21 protein-coding genes are annotated in these 19,604 nt (G+C 74.1%); 10 read left to right on the plus strand and 11 right to left on the minus strand.

The window, feature by feature from the left end; genetic code table 11:
- Positions 1-51 precede the first annotated feature (51 nt).
- Together AB0B63_RS13710 and AB0B63_RS13715 are read right to left on the minus strand one after the other, a co-directional pair.
- On the minus strand, positions 52-714 hold the full coding sequence (locus AB0B63_RS13710; RefSeq protein ID WP_357018035.1) for a response regulator transcription factor: 663 nt from the start codon (positions 712-714) through the stop codon (positions 52-54).
- Positions 711-1,829: a histidine kinase gene (locus AB0B63_RS13715; RefSeq protein ID WP_357018038.1), complete on the minus strand. Its 1,119-nt coding sequence runs from the start codon at positions 1,827-1,829 to the stop codon at positions 711-713. Before AB0B63_RS13715 ends, AB0B63_RS13710 begins: the two co-directional genes overlap by 4 nt.
- Before the next feature lie 218 nt (positions 1,830-2,047).
- On the opposite strand from AB0B63_RS13715, the gene AB0B63_RS13720 reads away from it, so the two are divergent.
- From AB0B63_RS13720 to AB0B63_RS13735, 4 genes are all read left to right on the plus strand, one after another.
- Positions 2,048-2,485 carry a DUF6223 family protein gene (locus AB0B63_RS13720; protein ID WP_357018041.1) on the plus strand — a complete coding sequence of 146 codons (438 nt, stop codon included), beginning with the start codon at positions 2,048-2,050 and terminating at the stop codon, positions 2,483-2,485.
- Between the two features lie 118 nt (positions 2,486-2,603).
- On the plus strand, positions 2,604-3,563 hold the full coding sequence (locus tag AB0B63_RS13725) for a PaaX family transcriptional regulator C-terminal domain-containing protein (protein WP_357018044.1): 960 nt from the start codon (positions 2,604-2,606) through the stop codon (positions 3,561-3,563).
- 255 nt (positions 3,564-3,818) lie between these two features.
- The gene (locus tag AB0B63_RS13730) at positions 3,819-5,063 is read left to right on the plus strand and encodes a cellulose binding domain-containing protein (RefSeq protein ID WP_357018047.1); all 1,245 of its coding nucleotides are present in this window, start codon (positions 3,819-3,821) and stop codon (positions 5,061-5,063) included.
- Between the two features lie 167 nt (positions 5,064-5,230).
- Entirely contained in the window at positions 5,231-5,701 is a 471-nt protein-coding gene (locus AB0B63_RS13735; RefSeq protein ID WP_357018050.1) for a hypothetical protein, read from the plus strand.
- Positions 5,702-5,746: 45 nt separating this feature from the next.
- Here the strand turns inward: AB0B63_RS13735 and AB0B63_RS13740 are convergent, their stop codons facing one another.
- From AB0B63_RS13740 to AB0B63_RS13775, 8 genes are all read right to left on the minus strand, one after another.
- Complete coding sequence (locus AB0B63_RS13740) at positions 5,747-6,526, minus strand: IclR family transcriptional regulator (protein ID WP_357018053.1); 780 nt, start codon at positions 6,524-6,526, stop codon at positions 5,747-5,749.
- A gap of 1 nt (position 6,527) precedes the next feature.
- The gene (gene pcaC / locus AB0B63_RS13745; protein ID WP_219469907.1) at positions 6,528-6,908 is read right to left on the minus strand and encodes a 4-carboxymuconolactone decarboxylase; all 381 of its coding nucleotides are present in this window, start codon (positions 6,906-6,908) and stop codon (positions 6,528-6,530) included.
- Positions 6,908-7,681 (minus strand): 3-oxoadipate enol-lactonase, encoded by a 774-nt coding sequence (pcaD, locus tag AB0B63_RS13750; protein ID WP_357018056.1) that lies wholly within the window; start codon positions 7,679-7,681, stop codon positions 6,908-6,910. Before pcaD ends, pcaC begins: the two co-directional genes overlap by 1 nt.
- Positions 7,678-9,018 (minus strand): 3-carboxy-cis,cis-muconate cycloisomerase, encoded by a 1,341-nt coding sequence (gene pcaB, locus AB0B63_RS13755; protein ID WP_357018059.1) that lies wholly within the window; start codon positions 9,016-9,018, stop codon positions 7,678-7,680. Before pcaB ends, pcaD begins: the two co-directional genes overlap by 4 nt.
- Positions 8,993-9,565 carry a protocatechuate 3,4-dioxygenase subunit alpha gene (gene pcaG, locus AB0B63_RS13760; protein WP_208570597.1) on the minus strand — a complete coding sequence of 191 codons (573 nt, stop codon included), beginning with the start codon at positions 9,563-9,565 and terminating at the stop codon, positions 8,993-8,995. Before pcaG ends, pcaB begins: the two co-directional genes overlap by 26 nt.
- Positions 9,558-10,310 (minus strand): protocatechuate 3,4-dioxygenase subunit beta, encoded by a 753-nt coding sequence (pcaH, locus tag AB0B63_RS13765; RefSeq protein WP_208570596.1) that lies wholly within the window; start codon positions 10,308-10,310, stop codon positions 9,558-9,560. The genes pcaG and pcaH overlap by 8 nt, the downstream gene beginning before the upstream one ends.
- Before the next feature lie 12 nt (positions 10,311-10,322).
- On the minus strand, positions 10,323-11,093 hold the full coding sequence (locus AB0B63_RS13770) for a CoA-transferase (protein ID WP_357018182.1): 771 nt from the start codon (positions 11,091-11,093) through the stop codon (positions 10,323-10,325).
- Between the two features lie 88 nt (positions 11,094-11,181).
- A complete protein-coding gene (locus tag AB0B63_RS13775; RefSeq protein ID WP_208570595.1) occupies positions 11,182-12,000 on the minus strand; it encodes a CoA-transferase in 819 nt (272 codons plus the stop codon).
- A gap of 258 nt (positions 12,001-12,258) precedes the next feature.
- On the opposite strand from AB0B63_RS13775, the gene AB0B63_RS13780 reads away from it, so the two are divergent.
- The 6 genes from AB0B63_RS13780 to AB0B63_RS13805 all read left to right on the plus strand — a co-directional run bounded on the left by AB0B63_RS13780 (position 12,259) and on the right by AB0B63_RS13805 (position 18,100).
- Positions 12,259-13,431 (plus strand): 4-hydroxybenzoate 3-monooxygenase, encoded by a 1,173-nt coding sequence (locus AB0B63_RS13780; protein WP_357018065.1) that lies wholly within the window; start codon positions 12,259-12,261, stop codon positions 13,429-13,431.
- Positions 13,432-13,701: 270 nt separating this feature from the next.
- Positions 13,702-14,676 carry an ABC transporter substrate-binding protein gene (locus AB0B63_RS13785; RefSeq protein ID WP_357018068.1) on the plus strand — a complete coding sequence of 325 codons (975 nt, stop codon included), beginning with the start codon at positions 13,702-13,704 and terminating at the stop codon, positions 14,674-14,676.
- Positions 14,677-14,751: 75 nt separating this feature from the next.
- A complete protein-coding gene (locus AB0B63_RS13790; RefSeq protein ID WP_208570592.1) occupies positions 14,752-15,552 on the plus strand; it encodes an ABC transporter permease in 801 nt (266 codons plus the stop codon).
- Positions 15,549-16,373: an ABC transporter permease gene (locus tag AB0B63_RS13795; RefSeq protein WP_357018071.1), complete on the plus strand. Its 825-nt coding sequence runs from the start codon at positions 15,549-15,551 to the stop codon at positions 16,371-16,373. The genes AB0B63_RS13790 and AB0B63_RS13795 overlap by 4 nt, the downstream gene beginning before the upstream one ends.
- Positions 16,366-17,178: an ABC transporter ATP-binding protein gene (locus AB0B63_RS13800; RefSeq protein WP_219460691.1), complete on the plus strand. Its 813-nt coding sequence runs from the start codon at positions 16,366-16,368 to the stop codon at positions 17,176-17,178. The genes AB0B63_RS13795 and AB0B63_RS13800 overlap by 8 nt, the downstream gene beginning before the upstream one ends.
- A 28-nt stretch (positions 17,179-17,206) precedes the next feature.
- A complete protein-coding gene (locus AB0B63_RS13805) occupies positions 17,207-18,100 on the plus strand; it encodes a PaaX family transcriptional regulator C-terminal domain-containing protein (protein WP_357018074.1) in 894 nt (297 codons plus the stop codon).
- Here the strand turns inward: AB0B63_RS13805 and AB0B63_RS13810 are convergent.
- Positions 18,024-19,550, minus strand: a complete 1,527-nt coding sequence (locus AB0B63_RS13810; RefSeq protein WP_357018077.1) for a long-chain fatty acid--CoA ligase — start codon at positions 19,548-19,550, stop codon at positions 18,024-18,026. The genes AB0B63_RS13805 and AB0B63_RS13810 overlap by 77 nt on opposite strands.
- Positions 19,551-19,604 lie beyond the last annotated feature (54 nt).

Genomic DNA, 19,604 nt, shown 5'->3' on the forward strand with positions numbered 1-19,604 from the left:
GACCGCCGCCCGCCCGCTCGTCGGCACGTCACCCGCAGGCCGCCGTGTCGCTCATCCTCCGCCGGGGGCGACCAGGCCGGACTCGTAGGCGATGATCACCAGTTGGGCCCGGTCGCGGGCGTGGAGCTTGGTCATCGCCCGGTTGATGTGGGTCTTCGCGGTCAACGGGCTGATCACCAACCGGGCGGCGATCTCCGCGGTGGACAGCCCCCGCGCGACCAGGACGACGGTCTCGCGCTCCCGGCCGGTCAGCCCGGCCAACCCGACGCCGGCGTCGACCCGGGGGCGGGCGGCGACGTACCGGTCGATGAGTCTGCGGGTGATCGACGGCGCGAGCAGGGCGTCACCCCGAGCGGCGACCCGGACCGCGTGCAGGAAGTCCTCCGGCACGACGTCCTTGACCAGGAACCCGGCCGCACCGGCGCGTAACGCGTCGAAGACGTACTCGTCCAGGCCGTAGTTGGTCAGGATGACCACGTGCACCCCGGTCAGGGTCGGGTCCGCGACGATGCGCCGGGTCGCCTCGATGCCGTCCATCACCGGCATCTGGATGTCGAGCAGCGCGATGTCCGGCCGGTGCCGGCGGGCGAGCGTCACCGCCGCCACACCGTCGGCGGCCTCCCCCACCACCTCGATGTCGTCCTCCATGTCGAGCAACGCACGGAAGCCGCTACGCAGCAGCGGTTGGTCGTCCACCAGCAGGACCCGGATCACGGCGTGCCACCCGTGGGAAGCTCGGCGTGGACGGTGAACCCGCCGTCCCCGCGCGGTCCGGCGCGCAGCCGGCCGCCGAGCGCGGCCACCCGTTCACGCATGCCGAGCAGTCCGACGCCGCGCGTCGGCACGTCGGCCGGGAGGGCGCTGCCGTCGTCGTCGACCTGGATGGCGAGCGCACCCGGACGGTAGTCGATCCGGACCGACGCCGTGGCGGCGGCGGCGTGCCGGGTGACGTTGGTGAGCGACTCCTGGACGATCCGGTACGCCGTCCGACCGACCGCCGTCGAAACGTCGTGCGGGTCTCCCCCGACGGTCAGCGTGGTGTCCAGCCCGGCTGCCCGGGCCTGACGCACCAGTTCCGGGACGTGGTCGAGACCGCGCGGCGTGGACCCACCGTCGTCCCGTAGCACCTCCAGGGTGGCCCGCAGCTCCCGGGTCGCCTCCCGACCGGCCGCCCGGATCGCCAGCAGGGCCTCCGGCACCTCCTCGCCGCGCCTGCGGGCCAGGTGCACGGCCACCTCGGACTGCACCTTGATGACCGATATCTGGTGGGTGAGCGAGTCGTGCAGCTCCCGCGCGATGTGCAGTCGCTCCTCATCGGCCCGACGCCGTGCGGCCTCCTCCCGGGTACGCTCGGCCTCGTCCGCCCGCCGCTCGGCCTGCCGCAACGCCTCCCCCGCCGCACCGGCGGCGACCAGCCAGGCCAGTTCGAGCACCCCCCGGGACCGGGCGAGCGCCGCGCCCAGGGCCAGTTGCTGCGGCGGGCCGAGAGCCACCAGCGGCAGCGCCACCAGCATCGTCACCGCCGCCACCACCGTGGCCGTGCGGTGCCCCGCCCGGACGGCGGCGTACACGGCGAACAGGAAGGCGACGGCGGGCACGTCGAAGCCGGCCGCCTGGCACCCCACCGCGCACACCCCGGTGCCGACCAGCACGGCGACCGGGGCGCGGCGGCGGGCGGCAAGGGCCAGGCCACCGGCCGCCAGCAACGCGTAGCCGACCGGGGAGCGACCCGGGTCACCGGAGTGACCGGCCAGCCCGGTGACCACCAGCGTCACCGCCACCGCGCCGGCGATCGCCCAGTCCCGGACACCGCGGCGTGCTGTGCTCATGCGCGCACCCTAACCGGGTGCCACCGCCCGGCGGGTCCTGCTCGCGGGCGACCCGGGGGCTACCACGGACGCGGTACCCCTACCGCGTCGGCAGTGCCCGGGTACGCCCCGGCGGCAGTGCGAACCGTCCACGTTCGCCGGACGACGACGGCCGGGCCCGGCGACATGATCGGGGAGATCAACGCGTGGGACCACGCGTCGTGGACAGGAGGAACATCATGCGGGCAGTAGGCACTTCCCGGGCGTCCCGGCTGGTGGCGACGACCGTCACCGCCGTCGTTCTCGGCGGGACCTGGTTCGCCGCCCCGGCATCGGCGCACCCCTCGGCGCGGCAGGCCGCCGTCGGCGTCACCACCATGAGCGCCGGACGGCTCGGGGCGACGCTCGCCGCGCTGCTGGGCCTGGCCGGGCTGGTCGTCGGTGCGCTGGCGCTGGGCCGGCCCACCGGGCGGCTCGGCGGCGGTCGGCGCGGCGCCGTCCTGGCCCTGGCGGCGGGGGTGGCCGGCACGGCCCTGGGCGGACTGGTGGTGGCCACTTCGGACAGTGGCATCGGCACCGGCAACGGGCGCGGTGGCGGTTACCTGGCCCTGCTGCTGGGGTTGCTCGCCGTCGGGCTGGGCGTGCTGGCGCTGACCCGCAGCCGCCGGGCCGGGTGAGCCGGCCACCGGCGCGGCGGCCCCGGGCCTCCCGGCGGGGTGGGGCGACCCGGCGACCGGGTGAGCCGCCGGGCCGGCCAGCGGCGTCGAACGTCCGGCGGTGCGGCAATCTGACGGGGTGAACGCCGAACAGCCCGTCGACGACGTCCGCACCCCCCGGGCCCAGCACGGTTCTAGCCCGCAGCACCTGCTGGCCACCCTGCTCGGCGAATACCTCGACTCCGCGGCGGCCGACCTGCCGTCGGGGGCGGTCATCGCGATGCTGCGGGAGTTCGGGGTCACCGAGCCCAGCGCCCGGGCCGCCCTGTCCCGGCTGGTCAAGCGGGGCCTGATCGCGATCCGGGGCGACACCCGGCCGCCGGTCTACCACCTCACACCTGCGGCGATCGCCCGGCACCGCTCCCGGATGCGGCACTTCCTGGACTTCGGCGCGCAGCCGCCGCCCTGGACCGGGGACTGGGTGCAGGTCTCCTTCTCCCTGCCCAGCTGCGGCCAGGCGGCCCGGCACACGCTGCGCCGGGCGTTGACCGCGCACGGTTTCGTGCGGCTCTACGACAGCGTGTGGATCACGCCGGGCAGTCACGCCGCACCGGTCAGGGCGGAGCTGGCGGCGCTGCTGCACCCCGTCGAGGGGGCCCGCTGGTCGGTGCTGCACGTCCGCTTCGACGAGGAGGCCGGACCGCACGGCCCGGCTGCCGCGTACGACCTGACCGGGCTGGCCGCCGGCTACGCGGCCTTCGTCGCGCGGTTCGCGCCGTTGCGGGTGGCCGCCCGCCGGGGCACGGTCGACCCGGCCACGGCGCTGGTGGCGCGGACCTCCGCGATGGACTCCTGGCGCAGGTTCGCCGACACCGACCCGGACCTGCCCACGCACCTGCTGCCGACGCCCTGGCCCCGCCAGCAGGCCCGGGAGACCTTCCTGGACATCCACGCGGGGCTCGGCGCGCTCGCCCAGGCCCGCCTGGTCGAGGTGACCACCCCGCACTGGCCGGACGCCGCCGGGTGGATCACCCACTTCCACGCCGCCCGCCCGGAGCCGACCGGCGGCTCGCGCGGAGCCCTCCGCCGCACCGGCTGACGCCGGGGGTGCGGGTGTGCCCGGGCGGCAACGCACGGACGGCGTCGGACCGGTCCGCCAGACGGGCAATACATTGACACTTTTCGTTACCGCAGTGATAGTAACTGCATACCGCGACCGCCTGTGGGGACTGCGGCCAGCCGGTCGACGCGTCCACGTCGGCCCGCCCGTTGCCGGCGCTGACCACCCTGGTCGGGCCCGGCGGCAGACCCGCCACCGCAGGGGGTGCCACCGCCGACACCCGCAGGAGGGTGCATGCCAAGGAGATCGAAGCTGTACGCGGGCCTGACCGCCGCGCTGGTGCCGGCAGCAGCCGTGCTGATGGCCCTCGGCGCGACGCCGGCCGACGCCGCAGTCGGCGGATCGGGGCCCTATCCCGCCGACTACGAAACCGCGACCAGCCTGCCCAACCACACCATCTTCCGACCCCAGACGCTGCCGACCGAACGCCTGCCGATCCTGGTGTGGGGCAACGGCGGCTGCTCGGCCAACGGTCTCTCGCAGGGCAACTTCCTGCGTGAGATCGCCTCGCACGGCTTCCTGGCCATCGCCAACGGCGGCCCGAACGCCTCCGGCTCCACCAACTCGCAGATGCTCACCCAGTCCATCGACTGGGCGGTGGCGGAGAACTCCCGCCAGGGCAGCAAGTACTACAACCGGATCGACACCGGCAAGGTCGCCGTCGCCGGCTTCTCCTGCGGCGGCCTGGAGGCGTACGCCGTCTCCAACGACCCGCGTGTCACCACCACCGGCATCTTCAGCAGCGGCCTGCTCAACGACGCCGACGACTACCAGCTGCGACGGCTCACCAAACCGATCGCCTACTTCGTCGGCGGGCCCAGCGACATCGCCTACCCCAACGCCATCGACGACTGGGGCAAGCTGCCCGCCGGGCTGCCCGCCTTCATGGGCAACCTGAACGTCGGGCACGGCGGCACCTACGACCAGCCCAACGGGGGCGAGTTCGGCCGGGTGGCGGTGCTCTACCTCAAGTGGCGGCTCAAGGGCGACACCACCGCCGGCAGCAACTTCGTCGGCGCGAACTGCGGGCTGTGCCGCACCCAGTGGACCGTCCAGCAGAAGAACCTGACGCTCGACGGCCCGCCGCCGACCACCCCGCCCCCCACCACCCCACCGCCGACCACTCCCCCGCCGACCACCCCGCCGCCGACGACGCCCCCGCCCACCACTCCCCCGCCCGGTGGCGCCGGCTGCACCGCCGTCTACGCCGTGCAGGACCAGTGGAACGGCGGATTCGTCGCCAACGTCAGCGTCACCGCGGGGACCAGCGCGCTCACCGGCTGGCGGGTCACCCTCAACCTGCCCGGTGGCGCTGCGGTCAGCTCGGTGTGGAACGGCGTCGCCACCGGCACGAGCGGCACCATCACCGTCACCAACCAGAGCTACAACGGACGGCTGGGCGCCGGGCAGGGCACCAGCTTCGGGTTCCAGGGCACCGGGACCGGCGCCGGCGCCACCGCCACCTGTACCGGCAGCTGACCGTCGCACAGCCGGGGAAGCAGTCCGTGCGGGTGGGCCGGGGCCTGGTGCCGACCCATCCGCACGACCCCCGGGTGCCCGGACGACGGGCTGCGCTACGGGGGTGCCCGGACGACGGGCGGCGCTGCGGGGTGCCCGGACGACGAGCGGTGTTCTAGGGTGCCGGAATGACGAGCGCACCCCGGGAGGCGGAATCCCGCATCGGTCCGGTCGGCGCGTTGCTCTGCCGGCTGGTCTTCGTGGCCATCTGCCTGCCCGGCCCGGTCCTGCTCGCCGCCGACGTGACCGGCGACCTGGCGGTGTCCGCCGGGGAGCACTGGGGGACCGTCGCCGGCGGGGTGTTCACCACGATCGTCGGGGTCGGCTTCGGTGTCTTCGGCTGGCGGGTGGTCGACCGGTCCCGCCGCGACGCCCGCCAGCTCGACGCCACCGGGGTCGCCGCCACGGCCGAGGTGCTCTCCGTCGCGCACCACCTGGGCGGAGAGGACCCGGGGCTCGCCCTGCGCCTGCGGATCAGCGGGCCCGGCTTCGCCCCCTTCGAGGCGGACACGGTCCGGCCCGTCGATCCGGGACTCGTGCCCGGCCGGCAGTTGACCGCCGTCGTGGACCCGGCGAGCCGGCTCTACCGGGTCCAGTGACGACAGGGCGCCGGTGCCGACGGGCCCGGGGCGGTGGCGGCCGGTTCAGGACGGGCCACGCAGGTCCTCCTCGATCCGCCGGGCCGTGGCCAGCAGCGGTGGGAGCAGTTCCCGCCGGATCAGCTCGAACGACCCCCGGCTGGCGTGGGCGGACAGGTTCACCGCCGCGACCACCGCGCCGTGCGCACCGTGGACCGGCGCGGCCAGCGACCGTAAACCCTCCTCCAACTCCTGGTCCACGATCGCGTACCCCTGGGCGGCGATCTTCGTCAGGATCGCCCGTAGCTTCGCCGGGTCGGTGACGGTGCGCCGGGTCAACTGTTGCAGCTGCGCGGTGGCGAGGTAGTCGGCCAGCCGGTCTGCGGGTTGCGCGGCGAGCAGCACCCGACCCATCGACGTGGCGTACGCGGGGAACCGGGTGCCGACGCTGATTCCCACCGTCATGATCCGTTTGGTGGGCACCCGGGCGACGTAGACCACCTCGTCGCCGTCGAGCACCGACACCGAGCAGGACTCGTGCACCTGCGCGACCAACGCTTCCATGTGCGGTTGGGCGATCTCGGGCAGGCCCAGGCCGGACAGGTAGGCGTAGCCGAGGGCGAGGATCCGCGCCCGCAGCGAGAACAGCCGGCCGTCGGTGTGCACGTACCCCAGCTCGACCAGGGTGAGCAGGAACCGGCGGGCCGCGGCCCGGGTCAGCCCGGTGCGGCGGGCCACGTCGCTCAGGGTGAGCTGCGGATGCTCGGCGTCGAACGCCCGGATCACCGCGAGCCCACGCTCCAACGACTGCACGAACTCCGGTGACCGTGCCGCCTGACCGCCCACCTCACCCAGCCTCCCGCCGCAGGGCCTCCCGGGCCACCGTGAACGCCCGGTTCGCCGCCGGTACGCCAGCGTAGACGCCCACCTGGAGCAGGACCTCCGCCACCTCCTGTTCGGTCAGCCCGTTGCCCAGCGCGGCCCGTACGTGCATCGCCAGCTCCTCCTCGTGGCGCAGGGCGGCGAGCACGGCGAGGGTGATGCAGCTGCGGGTACGCCGGTCGAGGCCGGGACGGGTCCACACCTCCCCCCAGGCGTAGCGGGTGATGAAGTCCTGGAAGTCGGCGGTGAAACCGTCGGTGCCGGCGACCGCGCGGTCGACGTGCGCGTCGCCGAGCACCTGCCGGCGTACCGTCATGCCGGCCTCGTGCCGCTCGTGGTCGTCCATCATCCACCCGGTTCCTCGAAGTGTTCCCGCAGCAGTCGGCCCACCCGCGCGGGTTGCTCGACGTTGGCCAGGTGCGCCGCGGCGTCGAGGACGACCAACCGCGCACCGGGGACGCGTCCGACGATCTCCCGGGCGTGTGCCACCGGGGTGGCCGGGTCGTCCGCGCCCGCGACGACCAGGGTCGGTGTGACGATCCGGTCCAGGTCGGGGCGCAGGTCCATCGCGGCGATCGCCTCGCAGCAGGCCGCGTATCCGGCCGGGGAGGTCGCGGTCAGCATGGCGCGGTGCGCGGCCACCACGTTCGGCCGGGCGGTGGCGAACGCCGGGGTGAACCAGCGGGCCACCACCGCGTCGGCGATCGCCGGCAGGCCACCGGCGCGCACCGTCGCCGCCCGTTCCCGCCACGGCCCGGCCGGGCCGAGCCACGCCGAGGTGCACAGCAGGGCCAGCCGCCGCACCCGGTCGGGCGCGTGGGCGGCGAGCCACATGCCGACCATGCCGCCGAGGGACAACCCCGCGTAGTGGACCCACGGCACGTCGAGACGGTCCAGCGTCCGCAGCACTTCCCGGCCCAGCAGATCCAGGGTGTACGGCCCGGCCGGCACCGCCGACCGACCGTGGCCCAGGTGGTCGTACCGGATGACCCGAAACCGCTCGGCGAGCGCCGGGACCTGGGGTTGCCACATCGCGGCGGCGGTGCCGAGGGAGCCGCCGAGCAGCAGCACCGGCGCGGCGGCCGGACCGTCGACGGTGAGGTGCAGCCGGGCGGTCATGCCTGCGCTGCCCGGGCGGCGGCCAACGCCCGGTCGACGAACACGCCGGCCGACCCGAGCCAGCGGTACGGGTCGAGCGCCTCGTCGATCTCCGTCCCGGACAGGTGGGCGCGGATCTCGGGGTCGGCGAGCAGCGCGGCGCGGAACGCGGGTGCGGCGGCGGCGCGGGTGACCAGGTCGTGCGCGACGTCGCGCCCGACGGCGGGGGCCAGCCGGGCGGCGACGGCCTCGGCGAGCACCCGCCCACCGGTCGCGTCGAGGTTCGCCCGCATCCGCCCTGGATCGACCCGCAGCCCGGCCAGCAGCCGGGCGCACCGGCCGCTGACGCCGCCGGCCAGGTGCAGCAGGTCGCGCAGCGGCTCCCATTCGGCGTGCCAGCCACCGGCGGCCCGCTCGTGTTCCTGCACCGCTGCGGCGTACAACGTGGCGACGAGGCCCGGACCACGGCGCGCGGCGGCACCGATCAGGATCGAGTCCACCGGGTTGCGTTTGTGCGGCATGGCCGAGGAGCCACCCCGGCCGGTGCCGCCCTCGGTGACCTCACCGACCTCGGTGCCGGCGAGCAGCCCGACGTCGAGCGCCACCTTGCCGGTGGCCGCGAGCAGGCCCCCGAGGGCGGCGGCCAGGTCGAGGCGGGGCTGTCGTCGGGTGTGCCAGGGCAGCGCGGTCGCGGGCAGCCCCAGCCGGGCGGCGAACCGGGCGGCGATCTCGGGGCCGGCCGGGCCGAGTGCGGCCAGGGTGCCGACCGCACCGCCGAGTTGCGCGGGCTGCCCGTCGCCGGCCTGTCGGAGCCGGTCACGGGCCTGCGTGAGGCCGGTCAGCCAGCCGGCGGCGGTGAGCCCGAACGTGGTGGGTGCCGCCTGCTGTCCGAGGGTCCGGCCGACCAGCACGGTGTCGCGGTGGGTGTCGGCGAGCCGGGCGGCGGCGGCGACAGCCTCGTCGAGGTGGCGCAGCACCGGCCCGAGTGCCCGGACGGCCACCAGGCTCAGCGCGGTGTCCATGATGTCCTGGCTGGTCGCTCCGTGGTGCACCCACCCCCGGACGGGTCCGGGCACGGCGGCGGTCAGCTCCCGCACGAGCGGGACGACCGGGTTTCCGGCCGCGTCGGCGGCCCGGCCGAGTGCCGCCGGGTCGTACCGCTCGGCGTGGCAGCGGGCGACGATCGCGTCGGCCGCCGCGGCCGGCAGCACCCCGGCGTCCGCACCGGCCCGGGCGAGTGCGGCCTCCGCGTCGAGCAGCGCCCGCAGCAGGGCCGGATCGTCGAGTTCGCCGTCCACGTCCGGGTTGCCGGACAGGCCGGAGAGCAGGCCGTCAGAGGGCGAAGAAGACGGTCTCACGGTCACCCTGCAGGTGGATGTCGAAGCGGAACCCGTCCGGCGCGGCAGCGGCCAGCAGGGTGTCGCGGCGGTCGGGGTCGATGCCGGTCAGCACCGGGTCGGTGGCGTTCGCCGCCGGCTCGTCGGGGAAGTAGAGCCGGGTCACCAGGCGGTGCAGCAGCCCCCGGCCGAGGACCGACAGGGTCAGGTGCGGTGCCTCGACACCGCCGTCCGGGTCGGGCAACGCCCCCGGTCGGACGGTGAGCAGCCGGTAGCAGCCCTGGTCGTCGGTCTCGCTGCGCCCGAATCCCCGGAACCCGGCGAGCGCCGGTGGCCGGGCCCCACGCGGGTCGTCCGGGTGGTCGAACCGGCCGTCCGGGTCGGCCTGCCAACTCTCCACCAGCGCGTCGACCACGGGGTCCCCGGCGCCGTCGACGATCCGGCCCCGGATCCAGAACGCGCCGGGGGTGCCGTCGGGGACGACGTACGGGCCGTCGGGCCAGCGCAGCCCGATGCTCAGGTACGGCCCGACGGTCTGCGCGGGGGTGACGCCCAGCCGGTCACGCATCGTCGTCGCCGTCCTCGAAGGGGGTGTCCTCCCGGCCCCGCAGCACGATGTCGAACGCGTAGGCCAGCGCCCACTCCGGCTCGGTGCCGGCGTGGTCGTACCGGGCGATCAGCCGTTGCCGGGCTGCGGGGTCACGGACGGAGTGCAGCACCGGGTCCTGGAAGAAGAGCGGGTCGCCGGGGAAGTACATCTGGGTGACCAGGCGTTGGGTGAACGCCCGACCGAAGAGGGAAAAGTGGATGTGCGCCGGCCGCCAGGCGTTGTCGTGGTTACGCCAGGGGTAGGCCCCGGGCTGCACGGTGACGAACCGGTACCGTCCCTGGTCGTCGGTGAGCGTGCGTCCCACGCCGTCGAAGTGCGGGTCGAGCGGGGCCGGCCAGGTGTCGCCGGTGTGGCGGTAGCGTCCGGCGGCGTTGGCCTGCCAGATCTCCACCAGTGTGTGGGGCACCGGGCGGCCGTCGCCGTCGCGGACCCGGCCGTGCACGATGATCCGCTGCCCCTGCGGTGGTGCGTCGTGCTGGCGGGTCAGGTCGTGGTCGAGGTCACCGACCCGGTCGTGGCCCAGCAGCGGCCCGGTGACCTCGGTCAGCCGCTGCGGCAGGTGGGCCAGCGGTCGCCGTGGTGCCCGCGCCACCGTCGACCGGTAGTCGGGGCTGAGCAGGGGTGGGTGGACGTCGACGTCGTCACGCCGGTACGCCGGCAGCACCGGCGCCCTGCCGGCCCGATGGGCGGTGTCCTCGGTCATCGTCGTCTCCCGTCAGACGGTCGGGCCTGGGGCCTGGGGCCGGTCGGCAGGGGTGCCGTGCCTGGTCGCCTCCAGCGCGCGCAGCACCGCCAACTCGTGGGCCGTCGGCGGGTCGTTGGTGGTCAGCGGTTCGGCGACGGCGAGGTCCCAGCCGGCCGCCGCCCGCGCCTGCTCCCGGGTCACGCCGGGGTGCAGCCGGGTCAGGGTCAGCTCGCAGCTGACCGGGTCGGGTTCGAGGACCCCGAGGTCGGTGATCACCAGTCGGGGGCCGCCGCCGCGCAGGCCGAGCCGTTCCCGGTCCCCCGCCCCTGTCCCGTACCCGACGGAGGTGACGAAGTCGACCCGTTCGGTGAACGTACGGCGGCTCTGCCGCACGATCACCACGACCTCGCCGCAGGAGGCGGCGATCTCCGGCGCCCCACCGGCACCGGGCAGCCGGACCGCCGGGGTGGCGTAGTCGCCGACGACGGTGGTGTTGAGGTTGCCGTACCGGTCGAGTTGCGCCGCACCGAGGAAACCCACGTCGATCCGGCCGGGTTGGAGCCAGTAGTTGAACACCTCGGGCACCGACACCACCGCGTCGGCGGTGTCGGCGAGGACGCCGTCGCCGATGGACAGCGGGAGCCGGTCGGGTTTCGCGCCGAGGCAGCCGGACTCGTAGACGAGCACCAGGTTGGGGGCGTGGGTGACCCGGGCGAGGTTCGCCGCGGTGCTCGGCAACCCGATCCCGACGAAGCAGGCCGTGCCGTCGCGCAGTTGCCGGGCGGCGGCGACGGTCATCATCTCGTCGGCGGTCCAGTCGGTGCCCGGACGCGGGCCGCTCACGTCGACACCCCGGGGCGCGGTCGGTGCCCGGTGGCGGGCCGCGCGTTCACGCCGCCGCCCCGGCCCGGTGCACGTGCCGGTCGAGCCAGGCCCGGAAGGTGTCGCGGTCCCGGCTGACCGCGTCCCAGGCCCGGTAGAAGTCGTTGTCCCGCACCGAGTAGCCCTGGGCGTAGGAGGGGTGCGCGCCGCCGGGCACCTCGGCGACGGCGGTGACCGCCCAGCCGGGCAGCACCACCTGGCCGGGCACCGGCGTCAGCTCGGCCACGATCTCCTCGACGGTGACCAGGGACCGGTGGGCGGCCAGCACCGCCTCCTTCTGCACGCCGGTGATGCCCCACAACTGCACGTTGCCGGCCCGGTCGGCGCGCTGGGCGTGCACCACCGTCACGTCGGGGCGCAGGGCCGCCACGGCGGTGAGGGTCTCGCCGGTGAAGGGGCAGTCGACCGGTCGGATGTTGGCCGTGTGCCGGGGCAGGTCGGTGCCGGTGTAGCCGCGCAGCACGGCGAACGGCAGCCCGGACGCGCCGGCCACGTAGCGGTTGGCCATCCCGGCGTGGCTGTGCTCCTCCAGCTCCAGTGGACCCGGCCAGGCGTGCTGCACGGCGTCGCGGAACCGGTGCAGCGAACCGACTCCCGGGTTGCCGCCCCAGGAGAAGACCAGGCGGCGGGCACATCCCGCCCCGATGAGCTGGTCGTAGATGACGTCGGGGGTCATCCGCGCCAGGGTCAGCTCCCGGCGTCGCTGGCGGATGATCTCGTGACCGGCGGCGAACGGGATGAGGTGGGTGAACCCTTCCAGGGCCACCACGTCGCCGTCGTGCACCAACTCCGCCACGGCGTCGGCCAGCGGGACGAGCTTCGCCATGGGCCTGCCACCTCGCCTCGGACTGGTGTTCGCCATGCGGACTCTCGTGCTCATGTCGAACGTACGGCCGGCGGCGACATCCGTCAATGTCCTGCCTCGCCCCCGACGCCGGTCGACAGGCGTCCGGGCAGGGCGTTGACGGGAGCCGGGGCACGTGCCAACGTTCTAGAAGAGAACACCCGTTCGGTCAGCGAACACCGTCGGCGGCCCGTGGCCGGAGCCGGGCGGCGGTCAGGCGTCCAGGAAGGACGGACCGGGATGCGTACCCAGGTCGGCATCGTCGGCGCCGGGCCGGCGGGACTCATGCTGTCGCACCTGCTGCACCGGCACGGCATCGCCTCGGTGGTGCTGGAGAGCCGCAGCCGCGAGCACGTCGAGCACCGGCTGCGCGCCGGGGTGCTCGAACAGGGCTCGGTCGACCTGCTCTGTCGCACCGGCCTCGGCGAGCGGCTGCTCCGCGAGGGGCTGCGGCACGAGGGCATCGAGCTGCGCTTCGCCGGGGAGTCGCACCGGGTGCCGATGACCGAGCTGACCGGGCGGGCGATCACCGTCTACGGGCAGCAGGAGGTCGTCAAGGACCTGATCGCCGCCCGCCTCGCGGCCGGCGGCACGATCCTGTTCGACGCCGAGGTGACCCGGCTCGACGGGCTCGACTCCCCCGACCCGGTGGTCCACTACCGACGCGACGGCCGCGAGGAGGAGCTGCGCTGCGACTTCGTGGCCGGCTGCGACGGGTTCCACGGGGTGAGCCGGGGCGCGGTGCCCGACGGGGTGCTGACCAGCTACGAACGGGCGTACCCGTTCGCCTGGCTGGGGGTGCTCGCCGCCGCCGCGCCGGCCGTGGAGGAACTCGTCTACGCCCACCACGAGCGGGGTTTCGCCCTTTACAGCATGCGCTCACCGCAGGTCTCCCGGCTCTACCTCCAGGTCGCCCCCGACGAGGACCTCGCCGCGTGGCCGGACGAGCGGATCTGGGCGGAGCTGCGGGTCCGGCTGGAGACGGTGCCGGGCTGGTCGCTCACCGAGGGACCGGTGCTGGAGAAGTCGATCACCCCGATGCGCAGCTTCGTGGTGGAGCCGATGCAGTGGGAGCGGCTGTACCTGGCCGGGGACGCCGTGCACATCGTCCCGCCGACCGGGGCGAAGGGCATGAACCTGGCGATGGCCGACGTGGCGCTGCTCGGCGACGCGTTCGCCGCCTGGTACGACCACGGCCGCACCGACCTGCTGGCCGGCTACTCGACCACCGCGCTGCGCCGGGTGTGGCGGGCGCAGCACTTCTCCTGGTGGATGACCTCGATGCTGCACCGGTTGGCGCACGACGACCCGTACGAGGCGAAGTTGCAGACCGCGACGCTGCGGTACGCCGCCACCTCCCGCGCCTACGCGACGAGCCTGGCCGAGAACTACGTGGGCCTGCCCGAGGTCTGACCGGGCCGGACCGCAGCTCAGCCCGGGGTGGCGGGCACCCCGCGATGCCCCCTGCCGTCAGGTGTGACGGGGGCGACGCCACCATGACGCACCGTCGTTCAACTTATCCATGACGGGCGTCAGAAATTCTTGACTTTCGATGCCGGGGTGGCTGACCATGGCCAACACAGCGGCGTACGCCCCTCACGCAGCGGTCGTCCCCCGCAGATCCGAGGCATCCCGCCGGCTTCCGACGCACCCCACCACCCCCGCCCAGGAAGGGCCTCGTCAATGAAGAAGGTCATGGCTCTCGGGTTGATCGCCGTCACCGCGATCGCCCTCACCGGATGTACCGACTCCGACGCGTCCACCCCGTCCGCGCCGACCTCCGGCGACCTGCGCAAGGTCCGGGTCGCGGCGCTGCCGATCACCGAGACCGCCGCGCTGTGGGGCGGCATCAAGGCGGGCATCTTCGCCGAGCGGGGGCTCCAGGTCGAGGTGGTCCCCGCCCAGGGCGGCGCGCAGGCCATCCCGGCGCTGATGAACGGCGACATCGACTTCGCGATCGGCCAGCCCTTCGGCCCGTTCCGCGCCGACCTGCAGAACCTCGGCGTCGTCATCATCGGCAACTACGCCTCCTCGTACGCCGACGGCGACGACATCAACGCCGTGGTCGCCTCGGCGAAGTCCGGCATCAGGCGACCGGCCGACCTCGCCGGCAAACGGGTCGCGGTCAACAGCCTGGGCGCGGCCGGCGACGTCACCATCATGGCGGCGGTGGAGCAGGACGGCGGCGACCCCAAAAAGATCAAGTTCGTCGAGGTGGCCTTCCCCGACGCCCCGGCCCAACTGGCGGCGGGCAACATCGACGCCGCCTGGGTGCCCGAACCCTTCGTCACCCAGCTCAGGGGCCGGGGCGACACCCTGGTCGTCGCCCCCTACCAGGCGGTCGTCCCCGGCCTGGCCACCCTCACCACGATCACCACGACCGCCCGCACCGACAAGGACGCCAAGCTGGTCGAGGACTTCTCCGCGGCGATGAGGAAGACCCTGGAGTGGGCGCAGGACCCCGCCAACCAGCCGGCCGTACGACAGGCCATCAAGGACAACCTCCAACTGCCGCCGCCGGTGGCGGAGTCGGTCCGGCTCCCGGCGTTCGGCTGGGACGTCGACCGGGCGAGCCTGCAGAAGCTCGCCGAACTCGCGCAGAAGTACCGGGTGCTCGACCGGCAGCCCGACCTCGACCGGCTCATCCGTCAGCAGTGACCCGGGGCGGCACCGCCCGTCCCGGCCGACGCACCGGGACGGGCCGGCCGCGCCCCCCGCGACCACGGAGGTGACATGCGCCTGCCCCCCACCCGACGCCCCCGCGCGTCACGCAGGGCGCTGCTGGGCGTCGCCGGCCTGGCCGGGTTCCTCGCCGTCTGGCAGAGCGTCCCGGCACTCGGCCTGATCGACCCGCAGTACCTGCCGTACGTGACGGACGTGCTGGCCCGGCTGTCCGAACAACTCGTCGACCTCGCGTTCTGGCGGCGGCTGGGCAGCACCATGACCTCCTGGGCGATCGGCCTGACGGTGGCGACGATCGCCGCCGTCGGTCTCGGTACGGTCGTCGGCCTGGTGCCGTTCCTGCGGCGGGCCACCCACACGATGGTCGAGTTCCTGCGCCCCATCCCGTCGGTCGCCCTCATCCCGCTCGCCGTGCTGATGTTCGGCATCCAACGGCAGGCCGCCCTGGTCATCATCGTCTACGCGTCGTTCTGGCAGGTGTTCGTGCAGGTGATCTACGGGGTCGCCGACGTCGACACGGTCGCCCGGGACACCGCGCTCAGCTTCGGCCTGCGCCGCTGGGAACGGTGGACGCACCTCGTCCTGCCGACCACCCTGCCGTACCTGCTGACCGGTCTGCGGCTGGCGGCGGCGGTGGCGCTCATCCTGGCCGTCACCGCGGAGATGGTGATCGGCAACCCGGGCCTCGGCCGCATGATCGAGCTGTCCCGCTCCGCCGGGGACGCCGTCGGCCTGTACGCCCTCGTCGTGGTCACCGGACTGCTCGGGCTGGCGGTGAACCTCGTGTTCCGGTTCGTCGAGCGGCGGACGTTGTCCTGGCACGAGTCCGTCCGTGGGGAGCGGGCGCTGTGACCGCGTACCCGGGGAGGACGGTGACCCCGCCGCGCCGCCGCGCGGTCGGTCACCGCACCGCGGCGGGTGTGCTGCACGCGCTCGGGCTGCCGGTGCTGCTGCTGGTGCTGTGGGGCCTGGTGGCGACCAGGACGACGAGCCGGTTCTTCCCCGACCCGGTGACGATCGCCGACGCCTTCGTCGACACCTGGGTCGGGCCGGCGTTCGTCGAGGACGTGCTGCCCAGCCTCGCCCGCCTCGGCCTCGGCGTCGCCGCGTCGATCGTGCTCGGCGTCGCCGCCGGCACCGTCATCGGCCTGACCCCGTGGCTGCGGGAGCTGCTCGAACCGCTGTTGGAGTTCGTCCGGGCGGTCCCGCCGCCGGTGCTGATCCCGGTGATGATGATCCTGCTCGGGATCACCGACACCATGAAGGTCGTGGTGATCGTCTCCGGCGCGGTCTGGCCGATCCTGCTGAACACGATCGAGGGGGTCCGGGGCATCGACAGCGTGCTGACGCAGACCGCGCGGTCGTTCCGGGTCACCTGGTGGGAGCGGCTGTGGTTCCTGGTCCTCCCCGCCGCCAGCCCCCGGATCATGGCCGGCGTGCGGCAGGCCCTCTCGGTCGCGCTCATCCTGATGGTCATCTCCGAGATGTTCGCCTCGTCGGCCGGGCTGGGTTACCGGATCGCCTACTTCCAACGCAACTACCTCATCGCCGAGATGTGGAGCGGCATCCTGCTGCTCGGCGGGGTCGGCGTGCTCCTCGCCGTCGTCTTCGGGCTCGTCGAACGGCGCGTGCTGCGCTGGTACCACGGAATCAGGGAGGTCAACCGTGCCTGACCGGGGCACCCTGCTGCGGGTGGAGCAGCTACGCAAGGTCTACGAGTCCCCCACCGGCGACGTCGAGGCGATCGGGGACCTCAGCTTCACGATGGACGCCGGCGAACTCGTCTGCATCGTCGGACCGTCCGGGTGTGGCAAGACCACCCTGCTGAAGTGCCTCGCCGGTCTGCTGCGCCCCACCGGCGGTGTGGTCGAGATGCACGGGACGCCGGTGACCGGCCCCAGCCCCGCCATGGCCGTGGTGTTCCAGGAGTACGGCCGCAGCCTCTACCCGTGGCTGACGGTGCGCGGCAACGTCGAGCTGCCGCTGCGGCACAAGAAGCTCTCCCGCGCGCAGCGGGACACCCTGGTCGCCGACGCGCTCGACGCGGTGGGTCTGGCGCACGCCGCCCGCAGCCACCCGTGGCAGCTCTCCGGCGGGATGCAGCAGCGGGTGGCGATCGCGCGGGCCGTGGCGTACCAGCCGGAGGTCCTGATCATGGACGAGCCGTTCGCCGCGGTGGACGCGCAGACCCGGGCCGACCTGGAGGACCTGGTGCGTGAGCTGCACGCCCGGCGCGGGATCTCGGTGCTGTTCGTCACCCACGACATCGACGAGTCGGTCTACCTCGGGCAACGGGTGCTCGTGCTGTCCCACGCGCCGACCCGGGTCCGCGAGGACGTCGCGGTCGACCTGCCGGCCGAGCGCGACCAGATCACCACCCGCGCCCTGCCCCGGTTCACCGAGCTGCGCACACACGTCTACGGCGAGATCCAGCGGGCCAAACGCGGGCACAATGTGGCCCCGCGACCCGCGCCGTGAGCGCGCCGGGCGACACCCGTCGGAGGGGATGACTGTGGGTAGGCGTCAGCCGAAGCAACTGGTGCTCGCCTTCTTCGGCGAACACATCGTCGACGCCGACACCGGGCCGATCCGGGCGAGTGTCCTGATCACCGTGCTGGAGGGGGCCGGGGTCGCCGCACCGGCGACCCGGGCCACCCTCGACCGGCTGGTGCGCAGCGGCATCCTCGCCCGGGGCCGCAGCGGCCGGGAGACGTTGTTCTCGCTGACCGAGCACGGCGCGGCGGTGCTGCGCGAGGCGACGTACCGGGTGCGCGGGCCGAGGCCGTTCGACCCGCAGGGCAGCGGCTGGACCCTGGTCACCTTCTCCATCCCGGAGGGGCAGCGCACGCTGCGGCACCGGCTGCGCTCCACCCTCACCTGGGAGGGCTTCGCGCCGATCCGCGACGGGCTGTGGCTGGCCCCCGGCGAGGTCGACCTCGCCGGGTCGCTGGAACCGCTGCGGCAGGACCTCGCCCCGCACGCCGTGGTCGCCTTCCACGCCCGCGAACTCGCCGGTTTCCCGATCGGCGAGAGCGTACGCGCCGCCTGGGACATCGAGGCGATCCGGCGCGAGCACCTCGCGTTCATCGACCGGTGGGCCGACCCGGCCGCGACCACGGCGGCGGCGGGCGCGCTGACCCTGCGCACGATGCTGGTGGCGGACTGGCTGGCGCTGCTGCGGGCCGACCCGAGGCTACCGGCGGAGTTCATGGACGCGCAGTGGCCGGCGGCCAGGTCGGTGCAGACCTACCGTCGGGCGCACCGGGCGCTGGCCGAGGCGTCCACGGCGGAGTTCGCCGCCCTCGTCACCCACCGGCCCACGGTCAGCCGGCGAACCGCGCCCGCAGCTGCGTCTTCCGCACCTTCCCCGACGCGGTCCGCGGCAACTCGTCCACGATGACCACGTTCCTGGGCAGCTTGTAGCGGGCGATCCGACCGTCCAGGTGCGCCCGCACGACGGCGGTGTCCACGCGCGCCCCCTCCCGTACGGTCACCACCGCCCACGGCACCTCACCCCAGCGGTCGTCGGGCACCCCGATGACCGCCGCCGAGACCACCCCGTCGATCTCGCCGAGCAGCAGCTCGATCTCGGCCGGGTAGATGTTCTCGCCACCCGAGATGATCATGTCCTTGAGCCGGCCGGAGACGTGGAGGCAGCCGTCGTCGTCGAGGCGGCCCAGGTCACCCGAGCGGAACCAGCCGTCGGCGGTGAACGCCTCGGCGGTCGCCGCCGGCAGCCCGTGGTAGCCGGGGAAAACGTTGGGCCCGGCCACCTCGATCTGACCCAGCTCACCGGCGGGCAGCACCGCCCCGCCCGGGTCGGTGATCCGCACGTCGGTGAAGAAGTGCGGCAGACCGACGCTGCCCTGCTTGGCCCGGGTCATCGCCGGTGGCAGCGCGGTCACGCCCGGCGACGCCTCGGTCATCCCGTACCCCTGGGAGAACGACAGGCCGCGCGCCTCGTAGGCGTCGAGGATGCGGGTCGGCACCGCGGAGCCACCGCAGGTGAGCTTCGCCAACGTCGACAGGTCGGTCGTGGCCCAGTCCGGGTGGTCGGCCAGCAGCTGGTAGGTGGTCGGCACCCCGCTGAGCATGGTGACCCGGTGCCTGGCGATCTGCGCGAGCGCCCGGCCCGGCTCGAAGCCCCGCTCGACGACCATCGTGGCGCCCTTGAGGATGACGGGCAACGCGCCCATCCCCAGCGAGGCGACGTGGAACAGCGGCGAGATCATCAGCGCCACGTCGGTCGAGACGACGTCGTAGTCGACCACACAGTTGAGGGCGACCCAGGTGAGGTTGCCGTGGGTCAGCACCGCACCCTTGGCCCGCCCGGTCGTGCCCGAGGTGTAGACGATCGCCGCCGGATCGTCCGGGCCGGTGGGGGCAGGACCGGGGTGCCCGGCGTCGACCGCCCGGGTCAGCCGGGTCAGGCCCGGCCGCTGCGGGGTGCCCTCGCCGGTGACGACGGTCTGCGGAGGCCGCGCGGCCGGCAGGGCGGCGGCCACCGGTGCGGCGAACTCCGGGTCGTGGATCAGCACCCGGGCGGCGCTGTCGGTCAGGAGGTGACCCACCTCGGGAGGTGCCAGCCGGGTGTTCACCGGCACGAAGACGGCGCCGACCTGCGCCACCCCGAACATCACCTGGAGGAACTCCGGACTGTTCTCCCCCAGGTAGGCGACGGCGTCACCGACGCCGACACCACGCCCCCGCAACACCGCCGAGACCCGGTCCACCGCGTCGGCGAACTGGGCGTAGGTGACGGTCGCGTCCGCGCCGTGGACGAGGGCGACCTTGTCCGGGGACCTGAGTCGACGCCTGGCCACCCAGGCACCGATTCCGTGCTGGTGCATCAGCAGTCTCCTGGTGGTGGAGGTGGTGGTGGGTCACCCGGCGCGGACGCCGCC

The organism is Micromonospora sp. NPDC049081, from assembly GCF_040648835.1.
In the GTDB taxonomy this organism is placed as follows: domain Bacteria; phylum Actinomycetota; class Actinomycetes; order Mycobacteriales; family Micromonosporaceae; genus Micromonospora; species Micromonospora antibiotica.